This window comes from Acidovorax sp. WCS2018Noco2-16 (assembly GCF_031843945.1).
Classification (GTDB): domain Bacteria; phylum Pseudomonadota; class Gammaproteobacteria; order Burkholderiales; family Burkholderiaceae_C; genus Paracidovorax.
On the sequence record NZ_JAVTJJ010000014.1, the window covers coordinates 26,955 to 52,693 of the forward strand.

The following is a 25,739-nucleotide window of genomic DNA, read 5'->3' on the forward strand; positions in this document are numbered from 1 at the left end:
GCAAACGCTCAGCGCCCCGCTCTCCACAATCCACTCCATCGTTCCCACCAAGTCCGCCGGAGGGGCAACGCTTGAACCGGCAGAAATGTTTGTTTTCAGCCTCGCAGGAGTTCCGCAATGGCATCTACCATCAATACCAACGTCGCCTCGCTTACCGCCCAACGCAATCTGGGGCTCAGCCAGTCGTCGCTTAATACATCTATCCAGCGCCTGTCCTCAGGGCTGCGCATCAACAGCGCCAAGGACGACGCCGCCGGCTTGGCCATCTCCGAACGCTTCACCTCGCAGATTCGCGGCATGAATCAGGCGGCCCGCAATGCCAACGACGGCATCTCGCTGGCCCAAGTGGCAGAAAGTGCTTTGGCCGGTGCGGGCAACATCCTGCAGCGGGTGCGCGAGTTGTCGGTGCAGTCTGCCAACGCCACCAACTCAGCAGGGGACCGTAAAGCCATCCAGGCGGAAGTGGGTCAACTATTGTCTGAACTGGACCGTATTTCGGTCACCACCGAGTTCAATGGCCAAAAGCTGTTGGATGGTTCTTTCGGCTCGGCAACGTTCCAGGTGGGAGCCAATGCCAATCAGACCATCACCGCCACTACCGGCAACTTCCGCACCACTACGTATGGGACGCAACTGAACAGCACCAAGCTGTTAGACGCTGCCGCTGCCCCGGCGAACCTCGATGGCACCATGGTCATTGCAGGGCTGCAAACAAAGCCCATCACCTTGGTTGATGGCGATACTGCAATCACGGCCGCAGCGAAGATCAATGCTGCATCTGAAGCAACAGGCGTGAGTGCGATCGCTCGCAACGTGTCTGAATTCTCAATTGACCCGGCAACCGCGCTTCCTGGTTCGTTCACATTGGCAGTCAGGGGCAATAACGCCAGCATTGATGCCACTGTGACCTTCAGCGTTGCAGCAAACACTGCGGCTGGACTCGCAGAGGCGGTCAAGTCATTCAATGATGCGTCGTCTCAGACAGGCATCACTGCCAAAATGAACGCAGATGGCGATGGCATTGTCTTGGTCAACGAAGCGGGCGCGAACATCAGTATTACCAATGGCCTGACAAGCGATGGAGCCATCAGCCTAGCGGCTCAAAATGCAGAGACCACGAGGGACACAGGAACGTTGACGTTTGGTAGTGCAGTCGCAGCCAACCCAGGAGCCCCTATCGTGACAATGGGAACCCTGGAATTCAGTTCGGACAAAGGTTTCTCAGTGAGTGGAACTCCAGTCACTCTGGTACCCAGCCTGGCAGCGGCTAAGCTCACGCCTGTCAGCAGTATCGACGTATCGACAGTTGACGGGTCCACTCAAGCACTCAAGGTTATCGACTCAGCACTTGCCGCCGTCAATGGCCAGCGCGCCAGCTTCGGTGCCCTGCAGTCCCGCTTCGAAACAGCCATCGCCAACCTCAATACATCGTCGGAAAACATGTCTGCCTCTCGCAGCCGTATTCAGGATGCGGATTTCGCGGCAGAAACGGCCAACCTGTCCCGTACGCAGATCCTGCAGCAAGCGGGTACTGCCATGGTGGCGCAAGCTAACCAGATCCCGCAAGGCGTGCTGTCGCTGCTTAAGTAATCGGCTTGACGCGAACTCCTGGCCCAAACTCAGCGTGCCAGCATCAGGAGGCCTGCGGGCCTCCTTTTTTTTGGGCCGTGACTACAGACTTCGGGTTTTTCGCCGAAATACCGACACATACCTCGATAAAGTACCTTCGTCTTCTACGTAGGCTCCGCTAAGGCGGCTGAGCCCCATCACCCATGCTCGTCATCATCGGTTACATCGTCTGCCTCGGCTGCATCTTCGGCGTGTACGTCGTGCACGGCGGAAACATCTCCGTGATCCTGAAAGCGCTGCCCTTCGAGATCATCACCATTCTGGGCGGCGCCCTGGGTGCCTTCGTGGTGAACAACCAGCCCAAGGTGCTCAAGGCCACGATGAAGGCCTTGCCGATGGCGTTCAAGGGATCGAAATACACCAAGGCGCGGTACATGGAACTGATGGCCATGCTTTTCGACATCTTGCAAAAGGCCCGCAAAGAGGGGCTGATGGCAATCGAAAAGGATGTCGAGACGCCGCATGAATCAGAGATTTTCAAGAAATACCCGACGGTGGGCAGCGACCACCACGTGATCGAGTTCACCACCGACTACCTGCGGATGATGGTGTCGGGCAACCTGAACGCCCATGAAATCGAAGCGTTGATGGACAGCGAGATCGACACCCACCACCAGGAAGCCCACGCCCCCGTCGCGGCGCTGGCGCGGCTGGCCGGCGCTTTGCCGGCCTTCGGCATCGTTGCCGCGGTGCTGGGCGTGGTGAACACCATGGGGTCCGTGGGGCAACCGCCTTCCGTGCTGGGCGGCATGATCGGCTCGGCCCTGGTGGGCACGTTCCTGGGCATCTTGCTGGCTTACGGCGTGGTGGAGCCGCTGGGTGGCTTGGTCGAACAGAAAACCGAAGACGCGGCCAAGGAATTGCTCTGCATCAAGTCGACCCTGCTGGCCAGCATGCAGGGATACAACCCGTCCACTGCCATCGAATTTGGCCGCAAGGTGCTTTTCTCTGGCGACCGACCCAGCTTCAGTGAGCTGGAAGCCCACGTGAAGGGCAAGAAGTAGGCGCGCGCAACAGCGGCTGCACTGCGAACGAACGCCATGGCGGAAAAGAAGCTTCAACCCATCATCATCAAGCGCATCAAGAAGGGCGGCCATGCGGTGCATGGCGGCGCCTGGAAGATCGCCTACGCCGACTTCGTGACGGCCATGATGGCGTTCTTCTTGCTGATGTGGCTGCTGGGCTCCACCGCCAAGGGCGAGTTGCAGGGGATCGCCGCGTATTTCTCGTCGCCGCTGAAGGTTGCCATGCAGGGCGGCGATGGCTCGGGCAACAGCTCCAGCATTCTTCCGGGCGGGGGCAACGACCTGGCCAAGGTGCATGGCCAAGTCAAGCGCGCCGATGCCGAGTCGGCCGCAGCAACCCGCCGCATGAATATCGAAAATGGCAAGGCCGAGCAGGCGCGCCAGGACCAGATGCGCATCAAGTCGCTGCAGTCCAAGATCGACGCGATGATCACCGAGAACGTGCGCCTGAAGGAGTACCGCTCGCAGATCCGCATCGACATCACACCCGACGGATTGCAGATTCAGATCGTCGATGACCAGAACCGGCCGATGTTCGACAGCGGTAGCGCGTTGGTAAAACCCTACATGCGCGACATTCTTCGAGAAATAGGCAACGCGCTGGGCGGGGTTGAAAACCGCATCAGCCTGGCCGGACACACCGATGCCGCGCCTTACGGCAACGGCGACCGCGGCTACAGCAACTGGGAACTCTCCGCCGACCGGGCCAACGCGTCACGCCGCGAATTGGTGGCGGCAGGCATGCCAGACTCCAAGCTGGGCCGCGTTGTCGGGCTGGCGGCAAGTGATTTGCTGGAGCCAGCGACCCCGCGCGCGCCCGTGAATCGTCGCATTACCATCACCGTTCTGACGCGCGAAGCCGAGGAGCGACTGTTGGGTAAAGGCGCCATAACGCCATCTACACCGCAAGCTGCTGCTGAAAAGCAGGAAAATCCCGCATCCGCATCGCGGCCGTAACGCCTTGTCACAAACGCGCCGGCCCATGACAATACGTACAGTAATTTCCGACCGAAAGGGTCCCACGTGACCACTGCCCTTCGTTTTTTGATCGTTGACGACTTTTCCACCATGCGACGCATCGTTCGCAACCTGCTCAAAGAAAGCGGTTTCACCGATGCCGACGAGGCCGAAGACGGCGTCGTCGCGCTCAACAAGCTGCGCAACAGCAAGTTCGACTTCGTGGTGACCGACATCAACATGCCGAACATGAACGGCTTCCAGTTGTTGGGCGAAATCAAGAAGGACGACAAGCTCAAGCACCTTCCCGTGCTGATGGTGACGGCCGAGGCGCGCAAGGAAGACATCGTTGCTGCCGCCCAGGGCGGCGCCGCCGGTTACATCGTCAAGCCCTTCACCAAGGCCACGCTCGAAGAGAAAGTGACCTTGATCCTCAAGAAGATGGGGCTTTGAACCATGGAAACACCGGGCAATGCCGCGCCGGATGCGGGCGCTGACGACGTTCACCAGAAGATCGGCCTGCTGACACGGCAGCTGCACGATTCGCTCAACGAACTGGGCTATGCCGACAAGCTGCGCGGGTCGATGGGCGAATTGCCCGACGCCCAGAGCCGGCTGTCGTACATCGCACGGCTGACGGGCGAAGCGGCCGAAAAGGTGCTGAGCCGGGTCGAGCAGGCGAAAGCCCAGCACGACTTCATCGCCGCCGAGACGCGCCGCGTGGTCAATTCGCTGGTTGCCGACCCGGTGGCCGCTGTGGCCAAGGGTGAAATCTTCAACTTCCTGACCGACGTGGAACGCGTCACGAAGGAAGCGGACGGCCACCTCACCGAAATCATGATGGCGCAGGACTTCCATGACCTGACCGGCCAGGTGATTGCGCGGGTAGTGAACCTGGCGAACACCATCGAGCAGCAATTGGTGCAGTTGCTGATCCAAACGGCGCCGCCGCAGGCCCAGGCTGCCGCTGCCGCAGCCATCCCCGAGCCCAGCCGCGAACACTTGCAGGGCCCGGTGGTGGATCCGGACAACACGGCCAACGTGGTGTCCAACCAGTCCGAAGTGGACGACCTGCTGGCCAGCCTGGGCTTCTAAACAGCCTGCCGCTACCAAAAGGTGAGCTGCTAGCGCTTGACACATGGGCATTTGAGGAACAAATAGGCCTCAAATGCTTATACACCAAGCGCTACCAGCTATGAAATAAGTAGCAAGTCCAGCGCTACAGCCTGCGGCCACCGCCCCGCCGCAGCGCCCCACCCGCCTGAATAGCGACGCTTGCCGCCCGCTATTCGGCCTTTAGATTCAGCGGCCCCTCACGACAATTGGCATGACCCAGCCGTCATGCCATCATGAGTTCAAGCCAAGACAAATCCCTACCCGCAACCGAGCAGAAGCTTCGGCAGGCACGCAAAGAAGGCCAGGCTTCGCGTTCGCGGGATTTGTCGCACATCGCCATCCTGGGCATGGGCGCCGCGTCGGTTTTGTGGCTGACGCCGTATCTGATCGAGCACCTGCAGCGCGCACTCGCCAAGCAGCTCACCTTCGACGCCGCCACCGTGCACGCCTCCGGCACCATGATGGACCGGCTGGTCGAGATGACGCTCATAGGCCTGCTGGCCAGCGGCGCCTTCGCGGGGCTGACCATCCTGGCGGCCGTGGGCAGCGCCATCGGCTCGGGTGGCTGGATCTTTTCCTTCAAGCCTATCAGCCCGCAGTTCAACCGACTCAACCCGCTGTCGGGCTTCATGAATCTGTTTTCCAAGCAGCAGATGGTCACCGTCTCCAAGATGGTGCTGATGACGGGCATCCTCGCCTCCGTGGCCTGGAACTTCATGAGCTCCAGCATCGAAAAGGTGGCCATGCTGGTGCTGCAGCCTTCGCCCGTGGCGATTCGCCAGGCGGCCGAATGGGTGACGTCAGGCATGGTGCTGCTGCTGCTGGTGGTGTTCGTCGCAGCCGTGATCGACGTGCCGCTGCAGGCCTTCTTCTTCAAGTCCAAGCAGAAGATGTCGCACGAGGAAGTCAAGCAGGAGCACAAGCAGTCCGAGGGCAGCCCCGAGGTGAAGAACCGCATCCGCCAGAAGGCGCGCGAGATCGCCAATGGCGCCAGCCTGGCCAATGTGCCCAAGGCCGACTTCGTGGTGATGAACCCCACCCACTATGCGGTCGCCCTCAAGTACGACGAGGCGACGATGAATGCGCCGCAGGTCATCTCCAAGGGCACGGATCTGCTGGCTTTTCGCATTCGCGAACTGGCCAACCAGCATTCCATTCCTGTGCTGCAGTCGCCCATGCTGGCCCGCGCGCTTTACGCCAATGCCGAACTGGAGCAGGCGATTCCTGCCCAGTTGTACGCCGCCGTGGCCCAGGTGCTGGCTTATGTATACCGGCTGAAGGCAGCGCTGCGCGGCGAAGGGCGCATGCCCGATCAGCAGCCCGACCCGTTTGTTCCGCCCGAACTCGATCCGCTCACGCGCACAAGCGCCCCTGCAGGTAACGCGCCATGAAAACGCCCACGATGAATTCGGTCCGCCAGTGGGGTTCTGTCTTGCAAGGCATGGCCGCCCCGCTGCTGGTGGTGGCCATTCTTGGCTTGATGGTGCTGCCCATTCCGGCCTGGCTGCTGGACACGTTCTTCACGCTGAACATCGCCGTCGCGCTGATGGTGATGATGGTGGCGGCGTACATGATTCGCCCGCTCGACTTCGCGGCCTTCCCCACGGTGCTGCTGCTGACCACGCTGATGCGCCTGTCGCTGAACGTGGCCTCCACCCGTGTGGTGCTGCTCGAAGGCCACACCGGCCCGGGCGCGGCCGGCGCGGTGATCGAGGCCTTCGGCCACTTTCTGATCGGCGGCAACTTCGCCGTCGGCCTGATCGTGTTTGCCATTCTGGTGGTCATCAACTTCGTGGTGGTGACCAAGGGCGCCGAGCGTATCGCCGAGGTGTCGGCCCGCTTCACGCTGGACGCCATGCCCGGCAAGCAAATGGCGGTGGACGCCGACCTGAACGCCGGCCTGATCGACGAGAAGGAAGCGCGCCGCCGGCGCCTGGAAGTGGCGGAAGAAGCCAACTTCTTCGGCTCGATGGACGGTGCGTCCAAGTTCGTGCGCGGCGATGCGGTCGCCGGCATTCTGATTCTGTTGATCAACATCGTCGGCGGCTTTGCCATCGGCATGCTGCAGCACGATTTGTCGGCGGGCCAAGCCGCCAACAGCTACATCCTGCTGGCCGTGGGCGATGCGCTGGTGGCGCAGATTCCGGGGCTGTTGATCTCGGTGGCGGCCGCGATGGTGATCTCCCGCGTCGGCAAGGAAGAGGACATGGGCCACCAGATCGTGCAGCAGCTGTTCATGTCGCCGCGCGTGCTGGGTATCACCGCAGGCATCCTGATCTTGCTGGGCGTCATTCCCGGCATGCCGCATGCGGTGTTCCTGATCATGGGCTCGGGCTTCGGTTACGCCGCCTGGACGCTGATGCAGCGCCAGAAGCGCCCGCCTCCGGTCGAAGAGGCACCGGCGCCCGTGTCCGACGGCGAAGCATCGTGGGACGACCTGCAGCCCGTCGACCTGCTGGGGCTGGAGCTGGGCTACCGCCTGATCGCGCTGGTCGACAAGTCGCGTCAGGGCGATCTGCTCACCCGCATCAAGGGCGTGCGCCGCAAGTTCGCGCAGGAAGTGGGTTTTCTGCCGCCTGCCGTGCACGTGCGCGACAACCTGGAGCTCAAGCCCAGCGCCTACCGCATCACCCTGCGCGGCGTGATGGTGGGCGACGGCGAAGCCTTCCCTGGCATGTTCCTGGCCATCAACCCGGGCGGCATCACCACACCGCTGATCGGCACCCCGACGACCGACCCGGCCTTCGGCCTGCCCGCGCACTGGATCGACGATCACCAGAAGGAAGCGGCACAAATGGCGGGTTTTACGGTCGTTGATTCGGAAACCGTGATGGCGACCCATTTGTCACACTTGATGCAAGTGCAAGCCGCCAAGCTGCTCAGCCGTACAGAGACGCAGCAACTGGTGGAACACGTGACCCGACTGGCCCCCAAGCTCATTGAAGAAGTCGTCCCGAAAATGGTTTCCATCGCCACGTTCCAGAAAGTCCTCCAGCTGCTGCTGGAAGAGTCTGTGCACATCCGCGACATCCGCACCATCGTCGAGACGCTGGCCGAGCATGCCGGCAGCGTGGCCGACCCGGTGGAGCTGGCGCGCCGCGTGCGCATCGCCCTGTCGCCGGCCATCGTTCAGCAGATCTACGGCCCGACGCGCGAGCTCAACGTCATCGCCATCGAACCTGGCCTGGAGCGCCTGCTGGTGCAGGCCCTGGGCAATGCCGGCGGCCCGTCGCTGGACCCTGGCGTAGCCGACATCCTCACGCAGAAGGCGGCCGAAGTCGCCATGAAGCAGGAAGAAATGGGCTTGCCCGCCTGCCTGCTGGTTCCAGACCCCATTCGCAACGCCATTTCCCGCCTGGTGCGCCGCGTTGCCCCCCGCCTGCAGGTGCTCGCCCACAGCGAGATTCCTGAAACCCACACCATCCGCATCGGCCCGATCCTCAGAGGAGCCTCCGCATGAACATCAAACGCTTCAACGCTCCCACTTCGCGGGAGGCCCTGGCCAAGGCACGCATGGCTTTTGGTGAAGGCACGCTCATCCTGTCGAACCGCCCCACGGCGAACGGCGTGGAAGTGGTGGCCACGGCAGAAGACACGCTGTCCAGCAGCCTGGACGCAGCGCCCGCGTCCATGCCTGCACCGCGCGCTCAGGCGCCGGTCGCCGCGCCCGCCCCACGCCTGCAGGACCGCGCGTCAGACATGGCCGCCGAGACCCGCGCGCGCATGCCCTCGCGCCCCCAGCAAGGCAGCGGCCGCGAAGTGGTCGAGCAAGACACCGAACAGCTGGCGATGAGCACGCTGTCGTTCCAGGACTATGTGCGCGAGCGCATGCTGCGCCGCCGCCACGAAGCGCTCAACGAATCGGCTGGTGCAGCCCCCGTCGCAGCCGCGGTGCTGGAACGCGCGGCCTATGCGCCCGAGCCCCGCGAAGTGCGCGAAGCACGTGAACCACGCATGCCTGCACCACAGCCGCTGCCGGTGGCCCGCCACAACCCGCTGCGCTCCATTCCGATGGATCTGCCCGAGCCCGCGCCCGTGCGCCGCACCATGGCCGCTCCGTCGCTGGCACAGGCTGCCCCGCAGCAGGGCCTGATCAACGAACTGCAGTCCATGCGCGAATTGATCGAAGACCGCTTCAACACGCTGGCCTGGCTGGGCCAGGCTAAGCAAGACCCGATTCAGTCGAACCTGATGCTCAAGCTGATCCGTGCGGGCTATTCGCCAGCACTGGCGCGCGGCGTGCTGGAACGCATGCCCGAAGACCTGTCCGCCGGCAACGCCGTGCGCTGGCTGATGGAAGTGCTGGAGCGCAACCTGCGCACCGACTCCCACGCCCGCCCGCTGTATGAAGAAGGCGGCATCTTCGCGATGGTCGGCTCCACCGGCGTCGGCAAGACCACCACCACCGCCAAGCTGGCCGCGCTGTGCGCACGCATTCACGGCCCCGGCAGCGTCGGCCTGATCACGCTGGACACCTACCGTGTCGGCGCCCACGAACAGCTGCGCACCTATGGCCGCATGCTGGGCATCGTGGCGCATCTGGCGCACGACCGCGCTGCGCTGCAGGACCTGCTGGGTCTGCTCAGCGGCAAGAAGATGGTGCTCATCGACACCACCGGCGTCGCCCCGCGCGACCCGCGCAAGCGCGACATGCTCGACGTGCTGGACTTGCCCAACGTGAACCGCCTGCTGGTGCTGAATGCCGGCTGCCACGGCGACACGCTCGACGACGTGCTGGGCGCCTTCAAGACGACCGGCTCGCAGCAGGCCATCCTGTCGAAGGTGGACGAAGCCGTGAAGCTGGGCCCCGCCATCGACGCGCTGATCCGCCACCAGATGGTGCTGCGCGGCGTGACCAACGGCCAACGCGTGCCCGAAGACTGGGAAGCGGCCGACGCGCACAAGCTGGTGAGCGCTTCGATGCGCTCGCCCGTCAAGTCGGCGTTCGACCCCAAGGCCGCCGATCTGAACTTCTTCTTCTCGCAGTCGCCGGAGATGTCCGCCGAACGGGGGCTGGCCGATGTTGCTTGATACCGGCTTGCACCAGGGCGCCAGCCTCTGCAGCATTACGTCCCAGGCCGATCTGCGGCTGCTGGCGGTGCTGAGCCAGCCCGAGGCGACCATGGGTCTGGAAACGCTGTGGCAGGTGTGCTCCAGCCTGCAGCGGCTGGGTTACCCGGTGGTGGTGCTGGACGGCACCGCCCGCGAAACCGACGACGCGCCAGGTCTGGAGCAACTGCTGGCCTCGCCCGACTGGCAGGGCGGCAGCCTCTCGCGTGGCGCCTCTGCGTCCACCTCGCTCGCCGTCGTGCCTGCGGCCCATGGCCTGCTGCACCTGGCCGAACGCGCCTCCTGGAACGACGCGACCGTGCTGCAACGCCTGCACCCGGTCTTTCGCGCCTATTCGCTGGTGGTGGTGTACGCACAGCCTCACGTGATGGCGCCGCTCTTGCGCGGCACCGCAGTGCTGCCGCTGGTGATGACCGACCCCGGCGCCCAGAGCGTGGAGCAGAGCTACCGCCAGCTCAAGCACATGGCTGTACATGCCGGCGTGCAGTGCACGGTGGCATCGGTGGTGCAACCGGGGCCTTCGGAATCACGACGCGTCAGCGCAGCCAAAGCCGCGCTGGAAACGCTGCAGCGCTGTGCCACCCAGCATCTGGGCAACGCCCCACGCACGACCATCGTCAAAGCCGGCAGCCCGCAGGACGTGCAGCGGCTGGCCTTGCAACTGCTGGAGAACGCGTGCACCATGGGTGCCGGCATTCCTGCACTGCCCACTCACCGCATTCCAGAGCCCCCTGCGCATTTCGTTCGGAGCCACTGACTTCATGTACACCGCCAAAGGCCAGCTTGATCGCGATGCGCAGATCCGCCAGCACGTACCCCTGGTACGTCGGATCGCGCATCACATGATCGCCAAGCTCCCGCCCAACGTGGAGCTGGACGACCTGATCCAGGTCGGAATGATGGGACTGTCCGAAGCTCTCTCGCGCTATGAAGCCGCGCAGGGCGTGCAGTTCGAGACCTTTGCCAGCCAGCGCATTCGCGGCGCCATGCTCGATGAGCTGCGCGAAGGCGACTGGATGTCGCGCAGCTCGCGCAAGAGCCAGAAAGATATCGAGCACGCGGTGCAGCGCATCGAACAGAAGCTGGGCCGCAGCCCGCTCGAATCGGAAATCGCCGAAGAAATGGAACTGTCGCTCGTCGACTACCAGACCCTGCTGGGCAAGGTGCGCGGCACGCAGCTGGTTTACCTGGAAGACATGAGCCGCGGCGATGACGATGACGACAGCTTCCTTGACCGCCATGTCGCCGACAGCGAGGCCGACCCCATGGCCGTGCTGCGCGACCAGCGGCTCAAGGCATCGCTGGTGGCCGCCATCAAGACGCTGCCCGAGCGTGAGCAGTACATCATGGGCATGTACTACGAGCACGACATGAACCTGAAGGAAATCGCCGCCGTGCTGGGCGTGACCGAATCGCGCGTCTGCCAGCTGCACAGCCAGTCGATCGCGCGGCTGCGCGCCAAGATGCGGTCGCATTGAGCCCGCATTCAGCTGCTCCCAAAGCAAAAGGCCGACAACAGTCGGCCTTTTGCTTTGGGGAAAGGTAACTTTGCGAGCCTGATCAGCCTGGCGCGCGGTAAATGCGCGCGCCTTGTGCGCCCGGCTGCCCCAGCCCACTGCTGCCATACGTCACCACACCGGGCATGGGCGGCAGCAGCGAAGCGGCTTGCCGCTCGGTCAGCGCCAGCAGGCGCGCCAGCTGGTCGCGCAAGGCCGAAAGCCGGGTGCCAATGGCACGGATGCGCCGGGTTTGATCGTCGGTGGGGGGGGCTTTGCGCGCATCTGCGCCGCCCAGGGCCTGGGCCAGCACCGTGGCAGCGCCACGCAACTGCGTGGCAGCTTTTTCGAGAGAGAGGGGGTCGGTGGCCAGCAATGCGTCCTGCACGTCCTGCAGCTGCGCTTCGACGGTGGAGAGAGTGGCTTCGAGAGACATGGAACGAGTTTATGGCGATCTGCCCGAGGTGCAACCCGGACAGACGCTACGGCATCGTCAGCCGCGGGAGCGCGAAAAGGTTTCCTGCGCGTTGGACAGCAGCTTGTCGGCGATGGCTTCGGCGTCCACCGTGAACGTGCCCTTGTCGATGGCCGCTTTCACGGCCTTCACCTTGCCCGCGTCGAACTCGGCCGAGCCGCGCGCCGTGGCGTCCACGCCCCGGGCGGTGCTGGAAAACGTGACGGGCACGCCAGCGGCTGCCGTCGATACGGTCTTGGCGACGGCTTCCGCAGCAGCTGCGGGTGCCTTGGCCTGTTGCTGCTTGGCAGCAGCCTGCGATACCGAATTCGCAATGTCTGGGTTCTGACCTATCTTCATCGCTCTCTCCACGACCCCGTCCGATGTGGGGCACAGTAGCCATGTTTTCGGCGACTCCTGGAGGGACTTGAGGCCTTTATTGATGTCAAGACGTTACAAGGAGGCCTCTATCGTCCCGTCCTGCGCAACAACGCCCCCTATAACTCGCCCATTAGCCATGCGCACGCGGACATTTTGACCGATCGCCCCGGCACTCATGGCCTGGCCTGACGACGTGACCGCAAAGCCCGGGCCTTGCGCCACTACCCTCACTTGAGAGCCGGCCTTGAACGCGTCGGGCGCTCGAACCATATTCTGGCGCAAGGTCTGGCCGGCCACCAGCGCGCGTGTTGCCGTCAGCCCCACCCACGATTCGGCACTGGCGGCAACCGGGGCCATGTCGGCCGCCCAGTCCACTTCTGTTTCCGCCGCGTCGGCCGCCGTCAACAGAGTGCCGGACGCCACATTGGCCGTCAGCACGAAGGCCGGCCCGAACGCCTTGACAGTGACGGGCAAAAACACATTCCAGCGCGTGGCGCCGTCCAGGCACCGCAGCCCCAGCCGCGTGCGGCCCCACAGCCGGGCACCCGCAGGCAGGTACGGCTCGACCCGGTTGCAGGGTGCCAGGCGCAGGCGCGGGTCGAGTGAGCCAACGCTCACTTCCATGCGAAGCGGCAACCCAGCGGTAGCCCCGTTGGCCTGCGCGGCCTGAACCGCGTCGTTAAGCCAGCGTGCCGACAGCGCGCCCAGCTCGCCGTCCGGCTCTTGGGCAGCGGCGCCCAGCGACAGCCCCATACCCAAGGCCACGCCCCAGGCGACGCGCCGCGCGCGCGATCGGCCGGGCACGCCATGCGCCGCAGGCAGGAGAAGCGCGAGAGAAGACAGCGGGTTGCGGAACATGGAACACCTCCTGGAACGAACGACTTCAGCAGCCGTGACAGGCCAGCAACAGCCGAAGCCGCCGCCAGCACCTCAGGGCACTGCAGCGACTGTAGGCGCGGTACGGCGCTGCGATGGGCCGAACTGCACATCGTTTCCTGCGTTCTTCCCGCTTTAGGAAATGCGGGGGAATTCCACAATCGCTGCACGCCAGGGATCCGTGTGGACTCCTGCCTTCGATACCCCCGAGAGCGAGGACCGCATGCTCGACAAGATGACCGACAGACTGGACTTTCACGGCAACGCGCTGCTGCTGCGTTCCGAGCGCCAGCGCGCCATCGCGAGCAACATCGCCAACGCGGACACGCCCGGCTATGTAGCGCGGGACTTCAAGTTCGCCGACGCGCTGCGCGAGGTCACCGGCGCATCCCAACAGACGTCGCTGCAGGGCGCTGCCCCGCGCCAGCAGGGCACCACCGACCCGCGCCACATTCCGCTGCCGGCCGCCAGCACGGGCAGCCTGTCGGGCGGCACGCTGGGCTATTCGGTACAGACCCAGCCCAGCCTGGACAACAACACCGTGGACATGGACCGAGAGCGGGCCGCGTTCGTGGACAACGCGGTGCGCTACGAAGCCACGCTGCGCTTCATCAACGGCAATGCCAAGACCATGCTGAGCGCCATCCAGGGCCAGTAAGCAAAAGCACGAGCCCGCCTTTTTGGAAAGCGACGCACCATGTCCATGTTCTCCATCTTCAACGTCTCGTCGAGCGCGATCAGCGCGCAGTCGCAGCGCCTCAACGTGGTGGCCAGCAATCTGGCCAACGTCGAAGCCGTGGCCGGCCCGGACGGCCAGGCCTACAAGGCGCGCCAGGTCGTGTTCCAGACCGCGCCCATGGGAGCGGACAGCTCCGCCGGCGTGCGGGTCAGCTCCATCCAGGAAAGCCAGGTGCCCGGGCGCCGCGTGCACGACCCCAGCCACCCTTCGGCCGACGCCGAGGGCTACGTCTCGCATTCCAACGTGAACGCGGTGGAAGAAATGGTCAACATGATTTCGGCCTCGCGCTCGTACCAGAACAACGTCGAGGTCATGAACACCGCCAAGACGCTGCTGCTCAAGACCCTGCAGATGGGCCAGTGACCGCCGCTGCGCCACCCCTCGACTGAATTCGCCTGAAAGACGCCGCCATGATTCTCAACCCCGTCGGTTCGACCGCCACCACCACCAACTCCACCGGAACGTCAGCCTCATCGTCCACGGACCCCAATGCCATGCAGGACCGGTTCCTGAAGCTGCTGGTCGCCCAGCTGAACAACCAGGACCCGATGAATCCGCTGGACAACGCGCAGATGACCTCGCAGATGGCGCAGATCAACACCGTGACCGGCATTCAGACGCTGAACCTGACCATGCAGACCATGGCCGAGCAGTTCTCCACCATGCAGACCCTGCAGGGCACGCAGATGATCGGCCGCTCGGTGCTGGCAGAAGGCAACAAGCTGACCACGGCCAGCGGCGTGAGCAAGGGCCAGTTCGAGCTGGCCGGCACAGCCACCGACGCGCGGGTCGAGATCGTCACGCCGGCCGGCCTGGTCGTGGGCACCGTCGAGATGGGCGCGCAGGACAAGGGCCGCCATGACTTCGAATGGGACGCCAGCAAATACGCCGGCAACACCGGCGACCTGACCTTCCGCGTCGTGGCCACCACCAAGGAAGGCGCCGTGCAATCGACCCCGCTGCAGGCCTCCCGCGTGACCGGTACCGGCTCGGCCAACGGCGCACTCACCCTCACCCTGGAATCGGGCGAGACGGTGAACTACAGCCAGATCCGCGCCGTCCTCTGACGCTGCCCCCTCCTCCACCCACACCCCCGTTTCCCCTCCCCAAGGAGCACACCATGAGTTTCCAGCAAGGCCTCTCCGGGCTGAACGCCGCCAGCAAGAACCTGGACGTGATCGGCCACAACATCGCCAACTCCGGCACCACCGGCTTCAAGGCCTCGCGCGCCGAATTCGCGGAGCTGGTGGCCAGCGCCATCGGCTCGTCCGGCGGCACCAATGCGGGCATCGGGGTGGAAGTGGCTGACGTGTCGCAGCAGTTCAACCAGGGCAACCTGTCGGTGACCGGCAACAGCCTGGACGTGGCCATCAACGGCAACGGCTTCTTCACGCTGCAGCAGACCGACGGCTCGCGGGCCTATACCCGCGCCGGCAATTTCAAGCTGGACCAGGGCACGGGCAACGTGATCACCAACAACGGTGCGCAGGTCATGGGCTATGCCCTTGACCCCACGACCGGCCTGCGCACCTCCAGCACCCTGGTGCCCATGCAGTTTCCAACGGCGGCACCGATTCCCGCCAAGCAGACCACGAAGATCAAGACGGAGTTGAACCTGGACGCACGGGCTGCCGATGCCGTTGGCGACCCGACCGCCACGCCGCCGGTGCCCGCCACCCCCCGATCCACCTACGGCACGTCGATCAACGTGTACGACAGCCAGGGTGTGGCCACGCCACTCAACGTGTATTTCGAGAAGAACGGCTCGAACACCTGGGATATCTACGACCGGCTGGACAACCCTACGAGCACGCCCCCTGTGTTGGGCAAGCCGATAGGGCAGATCACGATGGACGGCAACGGAAAAATCACCGGCATGACGCAGCCCAAGGTGGGATCAGCCGTGGACGCCAACGGCTCTCCAACTGAATTCCAGACCTGGTTCAGGGATACCGACGGAAAGATGAAACAGGCCGACGTCACCGGCACCTGGACGTACACCTTCGCGCCGCCCGCGACTCCCCCGGCGCCAACGCCAACCGTCACCTCGGCCAAGCTCACGCTGGGCACGCCCGGCACAGCCACGGATGCGCCCACCACTTTTGCCTTCGATCTGAACCTGTCGGTAGACCCGAGCAAGGCCAACCCCAACAGCCCGCCACAGCCCTTCAACGTCGCCCTGAACCTCAAGGACGTCACCCAGTTCGGCTCGAAGTTCGCCGTGTCCGACCTGACGCAGGACGGCTACACCGCCGGCCAGCTCACCGGGATCAACATCAGTGGCGACGGCACCATCATGACCAGCTACTCCAACGGGATCACGCGTCCCGAAGGGCAGCTCGCCTTGTCCAGCTTCCGCAACACGCAGGGCCTTGCAGCGGTCGGCAACAACAACTGGGTAGCCACCTTTGAATCCGGCCAGGCCGTGCTGGGCACGCCCACCGACGGCAACTTCGGCGCCCTGCGCTCGGGTGCGCTGGAAGACTCCAACGTCGACCTGACGGCCGAGCTGGTGAACATGATGACCGCGCAGCGCGCCTACCAGGCCAACGCGCAGACCATCAAGACGCAGGACCAGATCATGTCCACGCTGGTCAACCTGCGTTAACCAGCGGCCTGCCTGACCCGGAAGACGGAGACCCTCCATGGACCGCATCATCTACACCTCCATGACCGGCGCCAGCGCCTCCGCGCAGCGGCAGGCGGTGCTGGCCAACAACCTGGCCAACGTGTCCACCAACGGGTTCCGGGCGGAAATGTCCACCTTCCGCTCGGTGCCCGTACAGGGCACCGGCTCGGCCACGCGCGTGTTCGCGCTGGAGGCCACGTCGGGCCACTCGGAAACGCCCGGTCCGGTGCAGCGCACCGGCCGCAACCTGGACGCCATGGCCGTCGGCAACGCATGGTTCGCCGTGCAGGGCTTGGACGGCACCGAGGCCTACACCCGCGCCGGCTCGTTCGAAGTGACGCAAGCGGGCCAACTGGTCACCGCCACCGGCCTGCCCGTGCTGTCTGACGGCGGCGGCGCCATCGACGTGCCGCCGGGCGCCGAGGTCGCACTGGGCGCGGACGGCACCCTCACCGCCACCATCGCCGGCCAGCGGCCGCAGGCCATCGGCCGCATCAAACTGGCCACGCCCGACCCGGAAGATCCGCTCAAGCGCGGCGACGACGGGCTGTTCCGTGCCACCTCGGGCGAGCCGGTTCAGAACGACGCCAACGCCCGGCTGCTGTCGGGCGCCACCGAAGGCTCCAACGTGAACGCCGTGGAATGCATGGTCGGAATGATCGCCGCTTCGCGCCAGTTCGAGCAGCAGATGCGCCTGCTGCAGACCGCCGAGAACGACGACAAGACCGCCGCCCAGCTGCTGGGCCTGAACGGCTGACCCGGCCTCCCCCGCGCACCCTGATTTCCTACAAGGAACCGCCATGATCAATTCCCTCTGGATCGCCAAGACCGGCATGAGCGCCCAGCAAACGCAGCTGGACGTGATCTCCCACAACCTGGCCAACGTCTCCACCACCGGCTTCAAGCGCAACAACGCGGTATTCGAAGACCTGATCTACCAAAACCTGCGCCAGGTGGGCACGCAGACCACCGAGCAGAACCAGTTGCCCACCGGCCTGCACCTGGGCCTGGGCGTTCGCACCGTCGCCACCAGCCGCAACTTCACGCAGGGCAGTCTGCAACAGTCGGGCAACCGGCTGGACGTGGCCATCAACGGCAACGGCTTCTTCGAAGTGACGCTGCCCGACGGCACCGTCGGCTACACCCGCGACGGCTCCTTCCAGCTCGATTCGCAGGGCCGCATCGTCACCTCCAACGGCCTGCCCGTGGCCAACGGCATCACCGTGCCGGCCAATGCGACCAGCGTGGGCATCAGCGAAGACGGCGTGGTCACCGCCACCCTGCCCGGCAACACGCAGCCGCAGCAGCTGGGCACCATCGCGATGGCCAGCTTCATCAATTCGGCCGGCCTGGAGCCCACGGGCCAGAACATGTACAAGGAATCGGCCGCGTCCGGCCAGCCCCAGCAGGGCACGCCGGGCACCAACGGCCTGGGCGTGATCCGCCAGGGTTTCCTGGAAACCTCCAACGTCAACGTGGTGGAAGAGCTGGTCACGATGATCCAGACCCAGCGCGCCTACGAGATGAATTCCAAGGCCATCCAGACGTCTGACCAGATGCTGGCCAAGCTCGCGCAGCTGTGATGCGCACCGCCTTCTGAAGGATTACCGCCATGTCGCTCAGCCTCACCCCCACTTCCCGCCAATTCATCTCGCGCATCGCACGCCTGGCCGCCATCGGCAGCCTGCTGGCCGCCACCGGCTGCGCCACGCTCAACCCGCCGCCACCGGTCGAGATGGTGGTGTCCACCGCTCCGCCGCCGGTCGCCGCCACGCCGCGCCACACCGGCCCCGCAACCGGCAGCCTGTTCCATGCGGTCAGCTACCGGCCCATCTTCGAAGACCGCCGCGCGCGGCTGGTGGGTGACGTGGTCACCATCCAGATCGTCGAGAACGTGTCGGCCAAGCAGAATTCCACCTCCACGGTGGACCGCAGCTCGGGCACCAAGGGCGGTATCACCGCGCTGCCGTTCATCGGCTCGTCGTCCCTGGGCAAGCTGGACGTGGGCGCCACCAGCAGCAACGCCTTCTCAGGCAAGGGTGGCACGGAAAGCACCAACACCTTCACCGGCTCCATCACCACCACGGTGGTCGAGGTGCTGCCCAACGGGCACCTGGTGGTGGCCGGCGAAAAGCAGATCGGCGTGAACCAGAACGTGGACGTGCTGCGCTTTTCCGGCACGGTGGATCCGCGCTCGCTGCAGCCGGGCAGCGTGGTCAGCTCGACCCTGGTGGCCAACGCCCGCGTGCAGTCGCGCGGCCGGGGCGCGCAAAGCGAGGCGCAGGCCATGGGTTGGCTCTCGCGCGCGTTCAACTCCGTCGCGCCGTTCTGAGCCCGGGCTGAGGGCCCGCGTATGGCTTGGGCCATACGCTATTATTTTTATAGCTGCTAGCGCTTATAGATAGGGCGCTAGCGGCTGTTTTCGCTCATATTCTCAGCTGGCAACCTTGCGGCAGGGTTGGCCGGCAAATAGCGGGTGATCGGGCGTCTTTTTGGCGATTCCCAAAACCGCGCGGCTTTCACAATCGAGTGCATGAAAGCTCTGCCTGCCCCCATCACGTCGTTTGCCACCCGCAAAGCCTGCGTTCTGCTGGCAGTGCTGGGCTCGCTGCTCGTCGCCCTGCCCGCGCAGGCGCTGCGCATCAAGGAAGTAGCCGCCGTGCAAGGCGTGCGCAGCAACCAGTTGACCGGCTACGGGCTGGTGGTGGGGCTGGACGGCACGGGCGACCAGACCACGCAGATGCCGTTCACCACGCAGGCCATGTCCAACTACCTGCAGCAGATGGGCATCAGCCTGCCGCCAGGCACCACGGCGCCGCAGCTCAAGAACGTGGCCACGGTGATCGTCACCGCCCAGCTGCCGGCGTTTGCCCAGCCGGGCCAGGCCATCGACGTGAGCGTGGCGTCCATGGGCAATGCCAAATCGCTCAAGGGCGGCACGCTGATCGCCACGCCCTTGCGCGGTGCCGACGGCGAAATCTACGCGCTGGCCCAGGGCAACCTGGTGATCGCTGGCGCTGGCGCATCGGCCGGCGGCAGCAAGGTGCAGATCAACCACCTGAGCGCGGGACGCATTCCGGACGGCGCGCAGGTCGAACGCGCGGTGCCCACGCCGCTGCACGACGGCGACACCATCAACCTGGGCCTGAACGCGTCGGACTTTCAAACCGCCCGCAAGGTCGCGCAAACCATCAACACCCGACTGGGCCAGGGCACCGCCACTGCGCTGGACGGCCGCACGGTGCAGGTGCGTGCACCGCAAGACCCGGGCGGCCGCGTGAACTTCATTGCAGAGCTGGAAGAGCTGGCGATTCCTGATTCCGTGCCGTCGGCCAAGGTGGTCATCAACGCACGCACCGGCTCCATCGTGCTGAACCAGTCCGTCACGCTGGGCGCCTGCGCCATCGCGCACGGCAACCTGTCGATCACCATCAGCTCCACCCCCGTCATCAGCCAGCCCGCGCCGCTGTCGCAGGGCCAGACCGTGGTGGCGCAAAAGAGCGACATCCAGGTGCAGCAAGAAGGCGGCAAGGTGCTGCAGCTGCCCGCGTCGCCCCAACTGGCCGACGTGGTGCGCGCCCTGAACACGCTGGGCGCCACGCCGGGCGACCTGCTGGCCATACTGCAGGCCATCAAGGCCGCCGGCGCGCTGAACGCCGAGCTGGAAGTGATCTGATGACCATGACGGATTTCAACCGCGCCTGCCGCCCGGTGGACCGCCGCTGACGAGAGGAGCGCGCCATGTCCATGTCTTTGACCTCTTCGACCACGGCGGCGTCCGCCGCTTCCAGCCAGGCGCTGGCGGTGGATGGGCGCTCGCTGAACGCGCTGAAGCTGCAGGCCGGCCAGAACACGCCCGAGGCCGCGAAGGAAACCGCCAAGCAGTTCGAGTCGCTCTTCATGCGCGAGATGATCAAGAGCATGCGCGAGGCGACGATGAAAGCCGGGCTGCTGGACGGCGCCGAAGGCAACATGGCCAACGACATGTTCGACCAGCAGCTGTCGGTGCAGATGTCGGGCCGGCCCGGCGGGCTGTCCGAAGCCATCCAGCGCCAGCTGACCAAGCAGATGGGCGGCGACGCCGAGGCCACGCTGGTGCCCGGCTCCACGCTGGGGCTGGACGCGACCAGCCGGTTCCGTGCAGGCAGCACGACCAGCACCAGCCGCTCCACATCCAGCGACCCCACGGCGCCCGCCCCCAAGGGCCGCGACAACTTCGTGCAACACCACCGGGCCGCGGCCGAGCGCGTGGCGCAGGAAAGCGGCATTCCCGCCAGCTTCATGCTGGGCCAGGCCGGCCACGAGACCGGCTGGGGCAAGAGCGAGATCCGCAGCAAGGACACCGGCAATTCGTTCAACCTGTTCGGCATCAAGGCCGGCAAGGGCTGGACGGGCAAGGTCGCCGAGATCACCACCACCGAATACATCGGCGGCGTGCCGCGCAAGGTCACAGCCAAGTTCCGCGCGTACGACTCGTACGAAGATTCCTTCAAGGACTACGCGCGCCTGATCAACGACAACCCGCGCTACGAAAAGGCGCGCGGCAAGACGCATTCGGCCGTGGCCTATGCGTCCGAGCTGCAAAAGGCCGGCTACGCCACCGACCCGCAATACGCCCACAAGCTCAGCCGCGCCATTCAAAGCGCGGTCGGCGTGGCACCGCAAAACGTCGCGCGCAACGCGTCGAACACCCAGGCATGACAGCCCCTGTGATGCCAAGGACCTGACCCATGAGTCTGCTCAACGTCGGAGGCCGCGCACTGCTGGCCAACCAGGTCGCCCTGCAGACGGCCGGCCACAACATCGCCAACGTGAACGTGGCCGGCTATTCGCGCCAGACCGTGTCGCTGCAGACCGTGCAGGGCCAGTTCACCGGCGGCGGCTACATCGGCCAGGGCGTGGACGTGCAGACCATTCTGCGCAACCACAACGAGCTGCTGACGCGCCAGGCCGCGGCGGCCGGCTCCACGCAGGCGGCCGATTCCACGCGCGCACAGCGCCTCGCGCAGGTGCAGGACATCTTTCCGGGCGGCACCAAGGGCCTGGGCGCTTCCATCTCCGACATGATGAATTCGCTGGCCGACGTGGTGGCCTCGCCCAACGACATCACGGCCCGCACCGTCACGCTGACCCGCATCAGCGAAATGAGCGGTCGCATGCGCTCGGCCGCAGAGCAGATGAACGAGGTCGCGTATTCCACCCAGGAACAACTCAGCGGCCTGGTGGACAAGATCAACAGCCTGGCCAGTAGCGTGGCCGAGGTGAACGGACACATTGCCCGCACCAAGGGCAACGGGCAGACGCCCAACGATCTGCTGGACCGCCGCGACCAGTTGATTCGCGAGCTGAACCAGTACGTGCAGACCACGCAGGTTCCGGCCGACGACGGCACGGTGGGCCTGTTCGTGGCGAACAGCCAGCCGTTGGTTCTGGGCACGGTCGCCACGCCGCTGGCGGTGCAGGAGTCCGCCCTGTTCCCCGGCAGCGGGCAGATGCGCCTGCTGTTCAATCGCCCCGGCGTCACGCCGATCGAGCTGGATGAAAACATGCTGGGCGGCGGAGAAGCCTCTGGCCTGCTGCGCTTTGCCAACACCGACCTGGCCGAGGCGCGCAACCTGCTGGGTCGCATGGCGCAGGCCATCGGCATGACGATGAACGCGCAGCAAAAGCTCGGGCTGACGCTGGACGGTGCGGTGGGCAAGGACCTTTTCGCAGTAGAGACCAGCGCGCAGGGCTTTTCCAGCGGCACGGGGGTGGGTACGGCCAGCTTTGCCGACCCGACCAAGTTCGCCGCATCGGACTACGAGGTGCGCTTTACCACCCCGCCCGCCGGCCAGGTGGTGCGCCTGTCGGACGGCAAGGCCACGGCCTTCACCGACCTGACCAACCTCTCCAGCCAGCAGATCGACGGCTTGCAGTTCAACTTGACCACGGCCGGCGCGGCCGGTGAACGGGTGCTGTTCAAGCCCTTCGCCGCGTCGGCAGCCAACATCGAGGCCAAGGTGTATTCGCCCCGCGATCTGGCCGTGGCGAACCCGATCAATGCGGCCATGGGCACGACCAACGGCGGCTCGCTGCAGCTGGCATCGCTGCAGGCCACGGGCAAGCCCACGCCGCTGGTGGTGCCGGGCAATGCCAACCCCACGGCCACGCCACCGATTGCCGGCGGCGTGCAGCTGCTGTTCAGTTCCACGACGCCGGTGACCTACGACGCGATCGACCGCAGCACCAACCCGCCCACCACGCTGGCCGCCGCCCAGCCCTACGTGTCGGGCCAGCCGATCACGATCAACGGCTGGTCGATCACGCTGCAGGGCACGCCCAAGGGCGGCGACACGGTCACCGTCGGCAATGCGCTGGACCCGCAATACGGCGACGCCTACACGCGCAACGCGGGCAACGGCACGGCGCTGATGAACCTGCGCGACGCCAAGATGTTCGACGAATCGACCATGAGCGACGGCTATGCCGGCCTGATGGCCCAGGTGGGCACGCGCACGCAGAGCGCCCAGTACGCAGCCGACCTGTCGACCTCGATCGCCAAGAACCTGGAAGCCGACCGCACGGCCGTGTCGGGCGTGAACCTGGACGAGGAGGCCGGCAAGCTGATCCAGTACCAGCAGGCCTACCAGGCGTCGGCCAAGATGCTGCAGATCGCGCAGAGTGTCTTCGACAGCCTGATCCAGACCATGGGCCGCTAAGGCCCGACCTGACGACCTGACGACAAGAAAACCGCCCGGAGCATTCCATGACCAATTTCTACCGCGTCGGCACGGCCAACCAGTACGACTCGACGCTGCGCAACCTGAGTTCGCGCCAGTCCACGCTGGTCGACCTGCAGGAAAAGCTCACGTCCGGCAAGCGCGTGGTGCGCCCCAGCGACGACCCGGTCGCCGCCGCGCAGGCCGAGCGCTCGCTCACCCGCATCACCCGCATCCAGACCGAGCAGCGCGCGCTGGAAGTGCAGCGCAACGCGGTCGCGCAGGCTGAATCCACGCTGGGCGACGCCATCGGCCTGGTGCAGGAGATGCGCCAGCTGATGGTGGCAGCGGGCGGCGGCTCGCTCAAGCCCGAAGACCGCACCACCTACGCCAACCAGATCAACAGCCTGCGTGAACAGCTCACCGAAGTCGCCAACCGCAAGGACACCAACGGCATCCCGCTGCTGGGCGCGTTGGGCAGCGCGCTGGCGCCGTTTTTGGGGCCGCAGAGCAGCAGCCCCAGCTATGCCTTCGCCGGCCAGCCCGGCCAGGCCGCCAGCAATGGAGTCGCCCTGACCAGCACGCTGGACGGCCACTCGGCCTTCATGTTCGAGCCCCAGCGCGACGGTGTCTACAACGCGGGCGTGAGCACCATTCCGACCACCCGCACGCTGACCACCGACGCCGTTAGCACCACCAATCTGAGCCTGGTCACCGGCAACAACTACCAGATCGCTTTCACGGCCGTGGGGCCGGGCGCCACGCCGGGCACCAGCTCGGCCACGTACACAATCACTGAGCTACCCGCCGGAACGCCTTCGACCGTCACCGTGCCGGACTACCCGTCGGACAAGCCGGTGTCCATCGCCGTCATCGGCGTGCCGGGCCTGGCGTTTTCGATCAACGGAACGCCGGCTGTGGGCGACAAGGTCTCGCTGCAGCCCAGCGACAGCCTCTTCGGCAGCATCGACGCGGCCGTCAAGGGCATTGGCGGCGCGGCCAACAACAACGCGGCCACGCAGGCCGTCGGACAGGCGCTGGCCGCCGTGGACAAGGGCCTGGAGCGGCTGCACAACATGCGCGGCTATGCGGGCGAGCTGCTCGACCGCGCCGACCGCATCACGGGCGACCAGGACAACCGCGCCATTCAGCTCGAGGCCGACCGCTCGCGCGCCGAAGACCTGGACATGGTGCAGGGCATCTCGGACTTCCAGACGGCGCAGGTGGGCTACGAGGCCGCACTCAAGTCATATGCGCAGGTGCAGAAGCTGTCGCTGTTCAACTTCATCGGTTAAGCGCCACACGCTTTCCCCGAGGCACTGACACAGACGGGGTTTCTGCCAGATCCGGCCCGGCGCGCTGTCTCCGACAATGGGCTCTTCTTCGAGCAGGATTCATAAGTTCTCCATGGCCCAATCCGTTCTAGGCAGTCTGGTTCTCGGTTATCGCCCTTTGTGGAATGCACAGCGGCACTTGGCCGGCGTGCAGCTCTATGTGCAGAGCGACGGCGCCAACCCGGTGGACGCTGCCCACCTGCTGCGCACGCTGCTGGAGCTATGGACCGCCAGCTCGCCCCGGCTGCTGCTGTCGCCCCAGAACCATCAGTTGCTGGGCGAGCTGCTGGAGCATGCGCCCGTGGGCAGCCCGTGGATCGAGGTGCGTGGCGAGTGGCTGGCCGACCCGGCCCTGCTGGCGCGCGTGCAGGCGGCGCACCAGCGTGGGCTGAAGCTGGTGTGGCGCGGCGAGCTGCACCAGTTGCCCGATGCGGGCGTGGCGCGCTTTTTCGACAACAGCCTGCTCAGCCTGTCGGCCACCGATGCCGCCAATGCCCTGCAGACCCAGGCCGTCGCCACCGCGCGGCGCCAGGGCCATGCGGTGCCCGCCGCAGCCCGCCGCGCCAGCAGCCCGGTCATCGCCGGCCAGCTGTATGAAAACGTGGCCAGCCGTGCGCTGCTGGAACATTGCCTGGACGACCACAAGGCGATGGCCGTGGCCGGCTGGCCGCTGGAAGACGTGCTCTACAGCCTGCGCCACCACCCGCTGCAGCCGGCGCATGACGTGGTGCATGCGCTGATGAAGTCCATCGACGCGGAGCAGTCGCTGGAGGCGTTCGAACACATCCTGGGCGAAGACCCGCTGCTGGCCTATCGCTTCATGGTCTACACCAACTCCGCCGCGCTGGGCCTGCGCACCGGCGTCGATTCGCTGCGCCGGGGCCTGGTGATGATGGGCTACGGGTCGCTGCAGCGATGGCTGTCGGACCAGCTGCCGCATTGCGCCACCGACCCCAATCTGCGCCCCATTCGCGAGTCGATGGTGCTGCGCGCCCGGCTGACCGAGCGGCTGCTGGATGCGGGCGTGGAAAACGACCTGCGTCGCGAGGTCTATCTGTGCGGCCTGCTGTCGCAAATGGACGACCTGCTCGGCGAACCGCTGGGCGCCATCCTGCGGCGGCTGCCGCTGTCCGAACGTATCTACGACGCCATCGTGCTGCACACCGGCCCTTACGCCGCCAGCCTGGAGATGGCCTGCGCCCTGGAAACCGACGACATGGCCGGTATTCGCCAGCTGTGCGAAACGCACGAGCTGAGCCTGGAAGAGGTCAACCGCGCGCTGCTGCGCATGCTGGCCGACCTGGGCAACGGCTGATCTCACGCGCCTCGAGC

The 25,739-nt window shown here is 65.5% G+C and carries 25 protein-coding genes; 22 read left to right on the forward strand and 3 right to left on the reverse strand.

Going from position 1 to position 25,739, the window contains the following annotated elements; all coding sequences use genetic code 11:
* Nucleotides 1-117 precede the first annotated feature (117 nt).
* The 10 genes from RQI28_RS18720 (at nt 118) to RQI28_RS18765 (ending at nt 11,275) form a co-directional block, all read left to right on the forward strand.
* On the forward strand, nt 118-1,590 hold the full coding sequence (locus RQI28_RS18720) for a flagellin (RefSeq protein WP_311224164.1): 1,473 nt from the start codon (nt 118-120) through the stop codon (nt 1,588-1,590).
* Between the two features lie 182 nt (nt 1,591-1,772).
* Nucleotides 1,773-2,633 (forward strand): flagellar motor stator protein MotA, encoded by an 861-nt coding sequence (gene motA, locus RQI28_RS18725; protein ID WP_311224165.1) that lies wholly within the window; start codon nt 1,773-1,775, stop codon nt 2,631-2,633.
* 36 nt (nt 2,634-2,669) lie between these two features.
* Nucleotides 2,670-3,611 carry a flagellar motor protein MotB gene (motB, locus tag RQI28_RS18730; protein WP_311224166.1) on the forward strand — a complete coding sequence of 314 codons (942 nt, stop codon included), beginning with the start codon at nt 2,670-2,672 and terminating at the stop codon, nt 3,609-3,611.
* A 66-nt stretch (nt 3,612-3,677) separates the two neighbouring features.
* Nucleotides 3,678-4,064, forward strand: a complete 387-nt coding sequence (gene cheY / locus RQI28_RS18735; protein WP_056662105.1) for a chemotaxis response regulator CheY — start codon at nt 3,678-3,680, stop codon at nt 4,062-4,064.
* A 3-nt stretch (nt 4,065-4,067) separates the two neighbouring features.
* Nucleotides 4,068-4,706, forward strand: coding sequence for a protein phosphatase CheZ (locus tag RQI28_RS18740; protein ID WP_311224167.1), 639 nt, complete (start codon nt 4,068-4,070; stop codon nt 4,704-4,706).
* 254 nt (nt 4,707-4,960) lie between these two features.
* Nucleotides 4,961-6,118 (forward strand): EscU/YscU/HrcU family type III secretion system export apparatus switch protein, encoded by a 1,158-nt coding sequence (locus tag RQI28_RS18745; RefSeq protein ID WP_311224168.1) that lies wholly within the window; start codon nt 4,961-4,963, stop codon nt 6,116-6,118.
* The gene (gene flhA, locus RQI28_RS18750; protein WP_311224169.1) at nt 6,115-8,187 is read left to right on the forward strand and encodes a flagellar biosynthesis protein FlhA; all 2,073 of its coding nucleotides are present in this window, start codon (nt 6,115-6,117) and stop codon (nt 8,185-8,187) included. The genes RQI28_RS18745 and flhA overlap by 4 nt, the downstream gene beginning before the upstream one ends.
* Nucleotides 8,184-9,758 carry a flagellar biosynthesis protein FlhF gene (gene flhF / locus RQI28_RS18755; protein ID WP_311224170.1) on the forward strand — a complete coding sequence of 525 codons (1,575 nt, stop codon included), beginning with the start codon at nt 8,184-8,186 and terminating at the stop codon, nt 9,756-9,758. The genes flhA and flhF overlap by 4 nt, the downstream gene beginning before the upstream one ends.
* Nucleotides 9,748-10,554: a hypothetical protein gene (locus RQI28_RS18760; protein ID WP_311224171.1), complete on the forward strand. Its 807-nt coding sequence runs from the start codon at nt 9,748-9,750 to the stop codon at nt 10,552-10,554. Before flhF ends, RQI28_RS18760 begins: the two co-directional genes overlap by 11 nt.
* A gap of 4 nt (nt 10,555-10,558) precedes the next feature.
* A complete protein-coding gene (locus RQI28_RS18765) occupies nt 10,559-11,275 on the forward strand; it encodes an RNA polymerase sigma factor FliA (RefSeq protein WP_311224172.1) in 717 nt (238 codons plus the stop codon).
* A gap of 82 nt (nt 11,276-11,357) precedes the next feature.
* Here RQI28_RS18765 and RQI28_RS18770 read toward each other — a convergent pair whose 3' ends face one another.
* From RQI28_RS18770 to flgA, 3 genes are all read right to left on the reverse strand, one after another.
* Nucleotides 11,358-11,729 carry a hypothetical protein gene (locus RQI28_RS18770; RefSeq protein WP_311224173.1) on the reverse strand — a complete coding sequence of 124 codons (372 nt, stop codon included), beginning with the start codon at nt 11,727-11,729 and terminating at the stop codon, nt 11,358-11,360.
* Nucleotides 11,730-11,786: 57 nt separating this feature from the next.
* Nucleotides 11,787-12,107 carry a flagellar biosynthesis anti-sigma factor FlgM gene (flgM, locus tag RQI28_RS18775; protein WP_311224174.1) on the reverse strand — a complete coding sequence of 107 codons (321 nt, stop codon included), beginning with the start codon at nt 12,105-12,107 and terminating at the stop codon, nt 11,787-11,789.
* 93 nt (nt 12,108-12,200) lie between these two features.
* The gene (gene flgA, locus RQI28_RS18780; protein ID WP_404976945.1) at nt 12,201-12,986 is read right to left on the reverse strand and encodes a flagellar basal body P-ring formation chaperone FlgA; all 786 of its coding nucleotides are present in this window, start codon (nt 12,984-12,986) and stop codon (nt 12,201-12,203) included.
* A 241-nt stretch (nt 12,987-13,227) separates the two neighbouring features.
* Between flgA and flgB the strand changes: the two genes are divergently transcribed.
* From flgB to RQI28_RS18840, 12 genes are all read left to right on the forward strand, one after another.
* Complete coding sequence (flgB, locus tag RQI28_RS18785; RefSeq protein ID WP_311224175.1) at nt 13,228-13,662, forward strand: flagellar basal body rod protein FlgB; 435 nt, start codon at nt 13,228-13,230, stop codon at nt 13,660-13,662.
* A gap of 39 nt (nt 13,663-13,701) precedes the next feature.
* Nucleotides 13,702-14,106 carry a flagellar basal body rod protein FlgC gene (gene flgC, locus RQI28_RS18790; RefSeq protein ID WP_311224176.1) on the forward strand — a complete coding sequence of 135 codons (405 nt, stop codon included), beginning with the start codon at nt 13,702-13,704 and terminating at the stop codon, nt 14,104-14,106.
* 47 nt (nt 14,107-14,153) lie between these two features.
* Complete coding sequence (locus RQI28_RS18795; protein WP_311224177.1) at nt 14,154-14,810, forward strand: flagellar hook capping FlgD N-terminal domain-containing protein; 657 nt, start codon at nt 14,154-14,156, stop codon at nt 14,808-14,810.
* 53 nt (nt 14,811-14,863) lie between these two features.
* Entirely contained in the window at nt 14,864-16,351 is a 1,488-nt protein-coding gene (locus RQI28_RS18800; protein WP_311224178.1) for a flagellar hook-basal body complex protein, read from the forward strand.
* A gap of 37 nt (nt 16,352-16,388) precedes the next feature.
* Nucleotides 16,389-17,129 (forward strand): flagellar basal-body rod protein FlgF, encoded by a 741-nt coding sequence (gene flgF / locus RQI28_RS18805; RefSeq protein ID WP_311224179.1) that lies wholly within the window; start codon nt 16,389-16,391, stop codon nt 17,127-17,129.
* Between the two features lie 43 nt (nt 17,130-17,172).
* Nucleotides 17,173-17,955 carry a flagellar basal-body rod protein FlgG gene (gene flgG, locus RQI28_RS18810; protein WP_311224180.1) on the forward strand — a complete coding sequence of 261 codons (783 nt, stop codon included), beginning with the start codon at nt 17,173-17,175 and terminating at the stop codon, nt 17,953-17,955.
* Nucleotides 17,956-17,984: 29 nt separating this feature from the next.
* Nucleotides 17,985-18,704 (forward strand): flagellar basal body L-ring protein FlgH, encoded by a 720-nt coding sequence (locus RQI28_RS18815; RefSeq protein WP_311224181.1) that lies wholly within the window; start codon nt 17,985-17,987, stop codon nt 18,702-18,704.
* Between the two features lie 201 nt (nt 18,705-18,905).
* Nucleotides 18,906-20,048, forward strand: a complete 1,143-nt coding sequence (locus RQI28_RS18820) for a flagellar basal body P-ring protein FlgI (RefSeq protein ID WP_311224182.1) — start codon at nt 18,906-18,908, stop codon at nt 20,046-20,048.
* 65 nt (nt 20,049-20,113) lie between these two features.
* Entirely contained in the window at nt 20,114-21,073 is a 960-nt protein-coding gene (gene flgJ / locus RQI28_RS18825; protein WP_311224183.1) for a flagellar assembly peptidoglycan hydrolase FlgJ, read from the forward strand.
* A gap of 29 nt (nt 21,074-21,102) precedes the next feature.
* Complete coding sequence (gene flgK, locus RQI28_RS18830; protein ID WP_311224184.1) at nt 21,103-23,073, forward strand: flagellar hook-associated protein FlgK; 1,971 nt, start codon at nt 21,103-21,105, stop codon at nt 23,071-23,073.
* Between the two features lie 47 nt (nt 23,074-23,120).
* Nucleotides 23,121-24,368 carry a flagellar hook-associated protein FlgL gene (flgL, locus tag RQI28_RS18835; RefSeq protein WP_311224185.1) on the forward strand — a complete coding sequence of 416 codons (1,248 nt, stop codon included), beginning with the start codon at nt 23,121-23,123 and terminating at the stop codon, nt 24,366-24,368.
* Nucleotides 24,369-24,480: 112 nt separating this feature from the next.
* Nucleotides 24,481-25,722 carry an HDOD domain-containing protein gene (locus tag RQI28_RS18840; protein WP_311224186.1) on the forward strand — a complete coding sequence of 414 codons (1,242 nt, stop codon included), beginning with the start codon at nt 24,481-24,483 and terminating at the stop codon, nt 25,720-25,722.
* Nucleotides 25,723-25,739: the final 17 nt, after the last annotated feature.